The 10,721-nt window shown below is 69.3% G+C and carries 10 protein-coding genes; 2 read left to right on the top strand and 8 right to left on the bottom strand.

Features of this window, described 5'->3' with window-relative positions; all coding sequences use genetic code 11:
- Window positions 1–268: 268 nt before the first annotated feature.
- The 3 genes from QMK34_RS15155 to QMK34_RS15145 all read right to left on the bottom strand — a co-directional run bounded on the left by QMK34_RS15155 (window position 269) and on the right by QMK34_RS15145 (window position 4,240).
- The gene (locus QMK34_RS15155) at window positions 269–1,246 is read right to left on the bottom strand and encodes an acyltransferase domain-containing protein (protein ID WP_326414586.1); all 978 of its coding nucleotides are present in this window, start codon (window positions 1,244–1,246) and stop codon (window positions 269–271) included.
- Between the two features lie 33 nt (window positions 1,247–1,279).
- Entirely contained in the window at window positions 1,280–3,712 is a 2,433-nt protein-coding gene (locus QMK34_RS15150; RefSeq protein WP_326414585.1) for a hypothetical protein, read from the bottom strand.
- A 177-nt stretch (window positions 3,713–3,889) separates the two neighbouring features.
- Window positions 3,890–4,240, bottom strand: a complete 351-nt coding sequence (locus QMK34_RS15145) for a hypothetical protein (protein WP_326414584.1) — start codon at window positions 4,238–4,240, stop codon at window positions 3,890–3,892.
- A gap of 373 nt (window positions 4,241–4,613) precedes the next feature.
- Here QMK34_RS15145 and QMK34_RS15140 point away from each other — a divergent pair, with 373 nt between their 5' ends.
- Entirely contained in the window at window positions 4,614–5,423 is an 810-nt protein-coding gene (locus tag QMK34_RS15140; protein ID WP_326414583.1) for a hypothetical protein, read from the top strand.
- A 35-nt stretch (window positions 5,424–5,458) separates the two neighbouring features.
- On the opposite strand, the gene QMK34_RS15135 is transcribed toward QMK34_RS15140, so the two are convergent.
- Genes QMK34_RS15135 through QMK34_RS15115 form a run of 5 tightly spaced genes read right to left on the bottom strand, consistent with a single transcriptional unit; the run spans window position 5,459 to window position 9,486 of the window.
- Window positions 5,459–6,220 (bottom strand): class II glutamine amidotransferase, encoded by a 762-nt coding sequence (locus QMK34_RS15135; RefSeq protein ID WP_326414582.1) that lies wholly within the window; start codon window positions 6,218–6,220, stop codon window positions 5,459–5,461.
- Window positions 6,221–6,239: 19 nt separating this feature from the next.
- Window positions 6,240–7,109 carry an amino acid ABC transporter permease gene (locus QMK34_RS15130; protein WP_326414580.1) on the bottom strand — a complete coding sequence of 290 codons (870 nt, stop codon included), beginning with the start codon at window positions 7,107–7,109 and terminating at the stop codon, window positions 6,240–6,242.
- Complete coding sequence (locus QMK34_RS15125; RefSeq protein WP_326414579.1) at window positions 7,106–7,750, bottom strand: amino acid ABC transporter permease; 645 nt, start codon at window positions 7,748–7,750, stop codon at window positions 7,106–7,108. The genes QMK34_RS15130 and QMK34_RS15125 overlap by 4 nt, the downstream gene beginning before the upstream one ends.
- Before the next feature lie 12 nt (window positions 7,751–7,762).
- Window positions 7,763–8,725: a glutamate ABC transporter substrate-binding protein gene (locus QMK34_RS15120; protein ID WP_326414578.1), complete on the bottom strand. Its 963-nt coding sequence runs from the start codon at window positions 8,723–8,725 to the stop codon at window positions 7,763–7,765.
- A 32-nt stretch (window positions 8,726–8,757) separates the two neighbouring features.
- Window positions 8,758–9,486, bottom strand: a complete 729-nt coding sequence (locus QMK34_RS15115) for an amino acid ABC transporter ATP-binding protein (RefSeq protein ID WP_442785154.1) — start codon at window positions 9,484–9,486, stop codon at window positions 8,758–8,760.
- A gap of 96 nt (window positions 9,487–9,582) precedes the next feature.
- Between QMK34_RS15115 and QMK34_RS15110 the strand changes: the two genes are divergently transcribed.
- Window positions 9,583–10,494, top strand: coding sequence for a LysR family transcriptional regulator (locus QMK34_RS15110; RefSeq protein WP_326414576.1), 912 nt, complete (start codon window positions 9,583–9,585; stop codon window positions 10,492–10,494).
- Window positions 10,495–10,721: the final 227 nt, after the last annotated feature.

Genomic DNA, 10,721 nt, shown 5'->3' with positions numbered 1-10,721 from the left:
AACGCAGCAGTGGGCGGTTTGGAACCGCCCCCCACAGGGAGGTTCCGGAGGGCCTACCTCCATCGTCCGCACAGCACCAGGTCCGAAGCTATACCTACATCAAGCTTCCTTCCTGTTCAGGACACACGGACCCATAGGAGACATACTAGGCGTCCCGCCGAAGCCTGGTAAGCGCGCTTTAGCGAGGGTTAACTGGTACTTCGAGCAACCCTGTCACAGCTCCCTGACCTGCGGAGAGTCACCATCCGAGCACCCGGTCGGGTGGCCGTCACCGCAGTGGTGGCCACCGGAGGGCCGGCAGGACGCTCACCGCGTCACCCATTTCCACGTACGACGTCGACGCTCGCATCGGGGCCACGGCCACCACCTCGGGGGCGATCGAGGAGATCGACCTCACCAGATTCGACCCCGGCCCGCATTCGACCATCGCGGTGATCCCCGCATTGGCGAGCGTCCTGATACTCGACGCGAAACGCACCGGCATCGTGAAATGCCGGGAAACCGTCCAGGATGGATCGTCGTCCAAACCGAACCACCGCTGCTCGTGCGAAAGGAATATCGGCACGGAGGGGGGCCGCATCAGAACCATGGCCAGCGATTTCCGGAAAGCGTCCTGCGCGGGCGCGGCGAGCCGGTGGTGTTCGAGCCGGGGTGCCCGCACCCGAGTGCACCGGACGCCTTCGGCCAGGCAGAGTTCGGCCAGCTCGGCAAGGCCGCCGATCCGGCCGGACACGATCGTCTCTTCGGAGGTGTTCTGTGCGGCGACGGTCAGTTCGCCCCGGGAGATCAAGGACAGCAGCCGAACGGTTCCGGGTAAGGACGAGCCGATCGTCAGGAGACCGCCGGGCGGGCAGGGGTGCCGCAGAAAGGCTCCGCCACGTTCGCACACCGCGCGGGCGCCGTTCTGCACCGAGAAGACACCGGCCATGGTCAGCGCCGCGAGTTCGCCCATGCCGTGGCCGAGCACCGCGTGGGGGAAGACGCCGAATTCCTGCGTCAGCACCTCCGCGAGCGCCACCGAGGTGGCGAAGATCGCCAGGTCGTAGAGGTTCGGATCGCCAAGCAGCCGCTGGACGTCTCCCGGCGCCGAGCCCAGCAGCAAGGGGGACACCGGCGGCCTGCCGAACCGCCCGGCCACCTCGTCGATGATCGCCAGCGTCCGGCGGTGCTCACCACCGCCGAGCAGGGAAAACGCACCGGGGAGGTACGCGCCCTGGCCGGGGAACACGAAAGCGGTTCGCACCACGGCAGGCACCTCCCCTCACCCGCGGTCCGGGGCTCAAGCCGAATGGCGACCGGACTGCGGAGCCGAGCCCGCTCCGGACCGCGACGACCCGCCGGTGGTCGCCTGCCGGTCCGCTCCTGCTTTCGACTGACGGCTGCCGGAGGTTGCCGCCTGCCGTTGTCCCTTGGACATCGGTGTCGCCGCCGACGACCCCGCCCCACCGGGCCGCGACTTGCTGGTGCCGGAACTCGACGCGGCCGCCGGTGTGCGGCCGCCGGTCCTGGACCCGGCAGCCGGCTGCGGCGACGCCTCGGCGCCCTGACCGCCGGACGCCGTCGTGGAGGACGAGTCAGCGAGGCCGCCGGAATCCGATGAGGCGTCGGCAGGCAGGCTGTCCTGCGCACTGGACCCGTTCTGCTGCGCGGCGGCCCGCAGCGCGAGCCGGATCGCTTTGCCGACCACGGAACCGTGGCCCCCGGACTTGCCAGCGTCCGCGCCGGTCAACCGCTGGGTAACGGCTTCGCGCACCTTGTCCTGGAGCGAACCGGCCGTGGGGTCCGCGGACGGCGCCTGATCCTGGACGGGCCCGGCGCCCGCGCTGTCACCGAGCTGCTGCGCCACCGCGTTGTGCGCCTTGTCCCGCACGGAGTCGATCGCGGCGTTGCTTGGCAGGCCTTGGCCGGGCCCCGAGTCCGGACCTTTGTCGCCGAGCCGCTGGGCGACGGCTTCGTGGACCGCGTCGCTGATGACGTTCATCGCCGCGTCGACGGCTTGGTGCGCCTGATCCGCCTTGGACGGCGGCGAGTCGCTGACGCCGCCACCGGCGGGACGGGCCGCTCCCCCGTTACCCGCGGCCTGGTCCAGCACCGCGTTGACCCGGTCCAGATCGGACTGCGGCGCGCCGGGCGTGGAAGCCTGGCCGGGGCTGACGACCTGGTCCAGGGTGTCGGGAACAGCGGGGAGTGCGGCCTGCGGGACGTCGGCCACCGGGATCCGCGGGAGCGGCGAGGCGCCGGGCCCGGTCGCCGGACGGAGCGAAGCCGACGGATCGGACGACGGCACCGGAAGGGTCTGAGGCAGCCCGTCCGGATTCCGCGCGGCTCCCGGATGCGGGAAGAGCTGGGTGTCCGGGTAGGCCTGCGCCACTCCCGGGTACGCGGCGTTCTGTGGGTCTCCGGGATAGACGACGTTCTGCTCGGCAGCTGGGTCGGCGGCCAGGCCCGGCTGGGGAAGGACCGCCGTGCCCGGCACCTGGCCGTCCGGCGGGGTCACGCCGCCGGACGGCGCGGGTGCGGCCGGGCGGGACGGGTCCGGCGGAGCGCTCGTCCCCGCGGTGGGCGGCTTCGGGACGGTCTTCGCCGGGTGCGGCACGACAGCCGGGGTCTGCGGCTGACCGGCGGTGGGCTGCTTGGGCTTGTCCGGCTGCCGCTTGGTGAGGGCGAGCACCGAGTTGACGATGGGTTCGGTGGTCTTGGCCAGGTCGGCGGGCGGGTTGGCCATCGTCGTGGCGATCCCGGTCTGCGCGCCGTCGACCAGCCCCTTCAGCATGTCCCTGCGCTTGGTGACGGCGCCGAGCTGCGAGGAGAGCTGCTCCCGCGCCGCCGTCGACGCGGGGGAAGCCTGGTCCAGCGGCAGCGCATCCATGGCCTTGCTCAGCCGGGCGCTCTCTTCCTGCGCGCCGTCGTACATGGTCTGCGTCTGCTTCAGTGAGTCGATCCCGGATCCCAGCGACTCCAGGGCCATCTCCTGCTGCTGCAGCGTCTGGGCCTGGGCCTGGGCCTGCTTCACCGGGTCGTCCGCCGCCTTGGCGGGAGCCTTGGCCGACGAGGCCTGGTACTGCTTGGTCGCGGACTGGAGGTCGCCGAGTTGCTTGTGGACGGACGCGAGCCGCACCTTGAGCTGGTCGGCCCACTGGTCGAGGTTCTCCGGGCCCGACACGGCCACCGGCTGTGGCGGCCGTCCGGCGTTGAGCGACTGGGTGTTCGACTGACCGGCGGGGGGCACCTTGCCGCCGCTGGAGGGCAGCAGGGCGCCTTCATTGGTCACCATGATGGCCCCGCCGACCAGAGCGCCGACGGTGCCGAAGGCGATGGCCGCCTGCCTGCCCTTGCCGCTGGCGACCTTCTTCTTCCCGTTCTTGCCGCGCCGGACACGTCGGACCTTCTCCGGCTTCACCGGCTCGCGCCGCCTGCTCGCCTTCGGGCGCACAGGCTCGTCTTCCACCGGCTCGAGCAACTCCGCGTTCATGGTGTCGTCGACCGACACCTCGTCGGGCACGGACAACCGCTCCGGGGGCACGGTGAACGCCGTCCTGAGGGAGAAGACCTCGTCAGCCCCTATCTTGCGGTTGGCCTGGCTGGCGCGGCGGACCCGCCGACCGGCCGCGCGGTGTTCCGCGCAGCAGTACTTGCGGCGAGGTCCATCACCGGGCGGCTGCTCGATGAGCACACCGCACCCGTCGAGGGAACAGAGATCGCTTTCGTTCACCACGGCACACCCCGATATCACTGAAGCGAACTGTAATTCCTTTGCTGGAATTACAGCAGAAACTTGATCAAGGTCAAGTGATAGTTCTTATACCACTACGCAATGCATGCCGATTAGAGACTTATCCCGCTGACAAGGCATAGCAATTAACCCGCGTTTCGGCAAGTGTTCCCCGCGTCACGACTTGGCGGCCGAAGGTGGCGGCTGACGCCGCACAGCCACTCCCACAGGCTTGGCGGGGCTCGCCGGGGCGGCTCCGTTCGTCGGCAGGGAAGCCCCGCTCCTCGCCCAGTTCTTGACGTCCTTCACTGGCAGGGCACCGAATTCGGCCAGTTCCTCGGCGCTCACGTGCTGGGTCGCGGCCGCGACCACCGCGTGCAACCTGCGCTCCGCCTCGGCTGCCTTGCCGACCGCCTTCTGCCACTGGCCTGCCGCGCCGACGACGGCCAGGACCGCCTCCTCACGCGCTTTCAATCGGCTCGCTTCGGCTTGCAAAAGCTGCTGCCGGATCTGTCGAGCACTCGGCATGGAACACCTCCTGAATCCGGGTGACGTGAAATCAGCCTCGCGCGGTCCGGTGGAATTGGCAACCCGTCGGCAGCAGAAATATCGGCGGCGGCGCTTGACCGGTGAGGCTCCGGGCTCGTATCGTCGTTTTCGACTCTTTCGGCGGTCGCCGGATGCGATGTCGCTCCGCACACCGCACGCGACCACCGCGGCTCGGTGTGCCGTCCTCCGCCGGGCGTTGGCCAGACCAGGGCCTCCGGCGTGCCCGCTCCGCCGGGAACCGGCCCGTGCAAGCATCCCGCCCGTCAGCTGCCGGATCCAGGAGCGCCCGTCATGCCGGAAAACACTGCCCTTCCCCCGTCCCCCCCAGCACCCGCGCCTCCGGCGCGCGCTCGTGCCACTCGGTCTCGCCGCCGGGGCGGGTGCGCTGTGGCTGGGTGCCGCGCTGGTCGCCCCTGGCATGGCGTCGGCCCAGGAGATCGGCACGACCGAGGACACCGGGCCGACGGCCCCGGAGCCGCCTTCCCTGCCGATCGACGTCGGTGCCTTGCTTCGCGCGGTACTGCCGACCACCCGTGAGGAGTCCGCCGCGCCCGCGGTCTGTGGCACGTCCCGTTCCCGGTGCGAAGCGGCGGAAACGGACGAAGAACAGCCTGCGCCGGTGTTCGCGCGAACCCCGCGGGTGACCGCGCCGGATGCCGACGTCACGGGAACCGCTTGCGCCGCGACTCCGGCCTGCGAGCCGCGGGTACACCGGCGGCACTCCTCGCGGCGATCCTGTGCCATGGCCGCCACGGAGATCCCGCAGGTGTGCACGACTCCCCTGCCGCCCTGCGCGACGGCCGCCGTTCCCCAGACGGCCGCTCCGGCACCGGCCGCGAAAGCCGTCCCCGCGCCCAAGAAACCCGCCGCCAAAGCCGCTCCCAAGAAGAAGCCCACGGCCAAGAAGCCCGCGCCGAAGACGTCCACGGGCAAGGGCCCGGCCGCGGAGAAGCAGAAACCCGCAACCCCGAAAACACCGAGTCCTGGCCCGGCGGCCGCGAAGCCGGCTCCGCCCGCCCCGCCGCAGACCGTGCAGACCAGCGCCCAGACGGCCAAGAGCGGCGACCACGTCGACTGGCTCGTGAACCTGCTGGCCGGGATGTTCGCCGGAGTCGTGCTGACCATGTCGGTGCTCGCCTTCCGGCGCAAGCGGCGCAGCTGAGCCCAACCGGAGGATGCCGGTGCCCACGGGCAGGGTCAGCGGTAGCAGGACGCGGCGAGGCGGTGGATCGACACCCGCAGATCGGATCGGCGGATCTCCAGGACGGTGCCGGACACGAGCGGTTCCCACGTCGGCAACGGCTGCTCCCAGCCGCTGGACGCGACCAGGACCGCGCGCTCGGAAACGCGGAACCGCAACTCGTAGGAGTGTGCTTCGGGATCGGCGGGGACGGCCTTCTCGTCGTAGAACGCGAACGCGTACAGCGCCTGGTGGGTCAGCATCATCGTGTTCAGCGCTTCCACCTCGGCCAGCTCACCGATCATCGTCGCGGCGCGCAACATCGCCGACGCCGGATCGTTCGTCCGCATCAGCGCGAGCACGAGGCTGAAGTACCGCTCGCTGTCGGTCTCCCCGACGGGCGGGACGGCGTTGAGTCCCTCGAGCAGCTTGTCCACTTCGGGGTTGAGCTGGAAGAACCCGTTGTGGGCGAACGCGATACTGCCCGCCGAGAAGGGATGCGTGTTCTCGGTGGACACCGCCATCCCGGCCGAAGCCTTGCGCAGGTGCATCAGCGCGGCATCGGTGGTGGTCCGTTCGCACACGTCGATCAGGCCGGGCTCGACGAGTGCGGCCGTCGTCTGTCTGTGCAGATCCAGATCACCGGCAGGAGTCCAGGCGGCAAGCCCCCAGCCGTCGCAGTGCACCGAAGCCAGCCGGGAAAACGGTTCGAGTTCGTCGGTGAGGATCTCCGTCAGTGGCGCCGGCTCCGCCGAGACCACGCCGAGCAGTCGGCACATGGGCTTTCACCTTTCGTGTTCAGGCCACGGGGGCGTCGAGCGCGACCGGGTCCGCGGCGCCGGCGATCGGCGCCACGCGGCCTTGGATCCGGCGTCGCCGCATCCGGCGTTCGACCAGATTGGCCAGTTGTGACAGCGCGAAGTTCAGGATCACGTAGAGCACGGCGATGATGAGGTAGGCCTGGATCAGCAGGTGCGTGTAGACGGTGAGGTCGTTGCCCTGCTTCATCAGTTCCGGGTAGCTCACGATGTACCCCAGGGTGCTGTCCTTGAGCAGGTTGACGAGCTGGGCCACCAGCGTCGGCAGCACCAGCCGGACGGCCTGCGGGAGGACGACCAGCCGCATCGACGGCCAGTACCGCAGCCCGATCGCCGACGCGGCCTCGGCCTGCCCCCTGTCGAGGCCGAGCACACCGGCACGGAAGATCTCCGCGAGCACCGCCGCGTTGACCATCACGATCGGCACGACGAGCTTCCAGAAGATCGGCAGGTTCACCCCGTAGCCGGGCAACGCCAGCAGGAACGCGTAGAGCAGCAACAGCAGCGGCACGCTGCGGAACAGTTCGATGTACGCGGTCGCCAGCCAGCGCACCGGCCTGCTCAGCGAAAGCCGCAGCAGCGCGAGCAGCGCACCGGCCGGAAACGCGAGCAGCGCGCTCATCGCGGTCGCCGCCAGCGTGCCTTCCAGACCCTGCCACAGGAATTTCAGGTACGACGTCTGCGTGAACGGCGTCCACCGGTCGGCCGCGAGCTGGCCGTGCTGCCCGAACTGCCGGAGCGCGACCGCGACGAGCAGCACGAAGAGCAGCACCGAAACGACGGTGAAGACCCGGATCCGGCGACGGGCCCGTGGCCCCGGCGCGTCGAACAGCACCCGGTCCGCGGTCATCGCTTGATCGCCACCTTACGTTCGAGCCAGCCGCCCGCTCCGGCGCCGGCGAGCGCCAGCACGACGTAGAACGCGCCCGAGGCGAGGAAGAACAGCACGGCTTCGGCGTAGCGCAGGGTCAACTGCTGTGTCCGGTTCGTCAGTTCGGCGACGCCGATCGCGGCCGCCAGCGACGAACTCAGCGCGACGCCGATGAAGACGTTCGTCAGCGGCTGCACCATGGTCCGCAACGCCTGCGGCAGGATCACCGAACCCAGCGACTGGCGGAAGGTCAGGCCGATCGCCCTGGCGGCCTCGGCCTGCCCGATCGGGACGGAGTTGATCCCGCCGCGGATCGCTTCGCACGCGAAGGACGCGCCCGACAGGACGAGGCACAGCGCGGCGGAGGTGAACAACGAGTACGTCACCCCGACGTCGGGCAGGCCGAACACCACGAGGATCAGCAACGACAGCAGCGGGATGTTGCGGAAGAACTCGACGTAGACCGTGCCGAGCACGCGCAGCGGCGCGATCGGCACCACCCGGCACACCGCGAGCACCGTGCCCAGAACCAGCGCGCCGAGGAAGCCGATGGCGGTCAGTTGCAGGGTCACGCCGAACCCGGCGAGCAGATCAGTGAGATGGCTGAGAACGACGTTCACCGGACGCGCCCCTCACGATCCGGGGACGGAGCCGATTTTCGGCGGCTCCGGGGTCGCGCCCTGCACGACCGTGCCCAAGGTCGCCTTCCACAGCTTCGCCCACTGACCACTGGTGAACATCGTCTGCAGCCACGCGTTGACGAACTGTTTCGCGCTGGGATCCTGCTTCGGCAGGCCGATGCCGTAGGGCTCGTGGGTGAACGGCTGCCCGACGACCTTGACCGCCGGGTTGCTGCTGGCGTCGCTGACCAGGATTCCCTGATCCAGGACATAGGCGTCAGCGCGGCCCTGCTGGACGGCGGCGACGCATTCGGGGTCGTGCTGGAACAGCAGGAGGTTCGCGTTGGGCGCGAACTTCTTGATCTCGAGCGCCGCGGTCGAGTCGGCTTCGGTGACCACCGTCTTGCCGTTGAGGTCGGCGACGGAGTTGATCGAGGTGTTGTCCTTCTTCGTCATGATCGCGTCGCCCGACTCGTAGTACGGACCGGCGAAGTCGACCTTGGCCGCACGGGGCGGGGTGATCGTGTACGTGGCGAAGACCGCGTCGATGGAGGAGTTCTGCAGCAGCGCCTCGCGGGTGTCGACGGTCGTGATGGTGAGCGTCGTCAGGTCCTTCACCGCGGACTTGCCGGTGATGTAGCGCGCGAGCATCTGCGAAAGCCCGGCGTCGAATCCGGTCAGCTCGCCGTTGTCGAGACTCTTGATCGAGAACAGCGGCCCGGCGTCGGTGCCGCCGACGCGCAAGTTCCCCTGAGCGCGGATCTTCGACGCCCACGGGCTCGCGTCGACCAGGGACGTGGGCGCGACGGGTGCGCTCTGGATCAGCGCGTCGTAACCTTCACCGCCGGAAGCGCCGGGCAACGCGGGCGCGTTCGGGGAATCCCCGCAACCGGCGGCCGCCCCGAGCAGGGTGATGGCCGCCGCCACGACGGTCCAGCCGCGTTTCCCGCCTCTGCGGAGCTGGGTAGAGGACATCATCACTCCTTGGTCGGTCCGGGCACGCCGGATCAGTGGGTCAGGATCTTGGACAGGAAGGCCCTGGCACGTTCGGTGGCGGGCCGCTCGAAGAACTCGCCGGGCGCGCCGGACTCGACGATCCGCCCGGCGTCCATGAACACGACGCGATCGGCGGCGCGGCGCGCGAAGCCCATCTCGTGCGTGACGACAACCATCGTCATGCCTTCGCCCGCGAGACCGGTCATGACGTCGAGTACTTCTTTGATCATCTCCGGGTCGAGCGCCGAGGTCGGTTCGTCGAAGAGCAGCACCTTCGGCCGCATGGCCAGCGCCCTCGCGATCGCGACACGCTGCTGCTGGCCGCCGGAGAGTTCGGCCGGGTACGCGGACTCCTTGTGCTCGACCCCGACCCGCTCGAGCAGTTCCAGCGCTTCGCGCCGGGCGTCTTCCCGGCGCAAACCCCGGACCCGGACGGGCCCGAGCGTCACGTTCTCGAGCACCGTCTTGTGCGCGAAGAGATTGAAAGACTGGAAGACCATGCCGACGTCGGCACGCAGCCGCGCGAGCTTGCGGCCTTCCGTCGGCACTTCGACGCCGTCGATCAGAATGGCGCCGGAGTCGATCGTCTCGAGCCGATTGACACAGCGGCACAGGGTCGACTTGCCGGATCCCGAAGCGCCGACGACGACAACGACCTCGCCGCGGGACACGTCGAGGTCGATATCGCACAGTGCGTCGACGGCGCCATAACTTTTCCGGGCGCTACGCACACTCACCAACGGCTGGACTGACATGCGAGGAACCTAGGGAACCACAGCCGGAAAAGGCAAATAGAGATCCTGTTGTCTTCCGCCAGAATTCTTTTATAGTTGGGTATGCTGGATCCCGGACAGTTGAGGTTGCTGCAGGTGGTCGCGCGCACTGGTTCCTATTCCGCCGCCGCTCGCGAACTCGGTTACACCCAGCCCGCGATCACCTACCAGATGCACAGCCTGGAACGGTCCGCCGGGAGCACACTGGCGGTGCGCAAGGGCCGCAGTATGCGGCTGACGGCCGCCGGGGAGCTGCTGCTCGCCCACGCCGACCGCATCCTCGCCGCGGTCCGCGGCGCGGAGAACGACCTGGCGGCGCTGGCCGGGGTGCCCACGGGCACCGTCCGGCTCGCCGCCTTCCCCAGCAGTTGCGCGTCGCTGGTCCCGTCGGCGATGGTGTCCATGCGCCACGGCCATCCCGGAGTCCACATCGAACTCGTGCAGGCGGAGCTGCCACAGGCCCACGAGTTCGTGCAGCGTGGCGAGGTCGATCTCGCACTCACCTACCACTTCGGACAGCCTCGGACCGACGAGACGGTCGTCGACAACAACAGTCTCACCCGGCTGCCCATCACCGTCGACGACGTGCACCTGATCCTGCCCGCCGACCATCCGGCCGCGGGCAGGCACGAACTCGGGATCGAGGAGCTGCCCGGCGAGACCTGGATCGTCGCCAGTCCCAAGTTCCACGGGATGCTCGACGCCGCGGCGGCGCCGTTCGGGTTCACCCCGCGCGTCATGCACGTCGCCGACGACTACGTCACGATGCAGTCCCTCGTCGCGCACGGGTTCGGCGTCGCGCTGGTACCGAACTTGGCGCTCACCGCGCACCGCGACAGCAGGGTCGTGCCGCGGTCGCTGCGGGGTTGGCCGCAGCGCCAGATCGAGGTCGAATGCTGGCCGGACATGCTCCGCGTGGACGCCGTCCGCGTGCTCATCGAACACCTCGAAAAGGCGGCGGGCGCCAGTACCTGAAACGGCCCTTTTCCCGGCCACCGTGACGCGGAAAACGTGCTTGGACGCGAAGGAGAAAACGGCCGTTCCGGTTCATCGCGAAAGACCGCGATCGCGCGCAAGCGGAAGCCGGGAAACCGCCCTTCCGGCAACCGGTGAACAGGCTCGGGAGCGAGACCGCCGGAGGAAAAAGTTGCCATCCCCGCACCACCGGACCTAACCTTGCGAGATCTCTAGCTTCGGCTGGA

The sequence above is a fragment of the Amycolatopsis sp. H20-H5 genome, from assembly GCF_035828755.1.
Classification (GTDB): domain Bacteria; phylum Actinomycetota; class Actinomycetes; order Mycobacteriales; family Pseudonocardiaceae; genus Amycolatopsis.
Note: the sequence above shows the minus strand (reverse complement) of the source record. Positions and strands in the feature narration are given on the sequence as shown.

Excerpts from the sequence above, each read along its gene's own strand:
- QMK34_RS15145 (WP_326414584.1), bottom strand. The coding sequence starts at position 4,240 with ATGCCGAGTGCTCGACAGATCCGGCAGCAGCTTTTGCAAGCCGAAGCG.
- QMK34_RS15135 (WP_326414582.1), bottom strand. The coding sequence starts at position 6,220 with ATGTGCCGACTGCTCGGCGTGGTCTCGGCGGAGCCGGCGCCACTGACG.
- QMK34_RS15130 (WP_326414580.1), bottom strand. The coding sequence starts at position 7,109 with ATGACCGCGGACCGGGTGCTGTTCGACGCGCCGGGGCCACGGGCCCGT.
- QMK34_RS15110 (WP_326414576.1), top strand. The coding sequence starts at position 9,583 with ATGCTGGATCCCGGACAGTTGAGGTTGCTGCAGGTGGTCGCGCGCACT.
- QMK34_RS15120 (WP_326414578.1), bottom strand. The coding sequence starts at position 8,725 with ATGTCCTCTACCCAGCTCCGCAGAGGCGGGAAACGCGGCTGGACCGTC.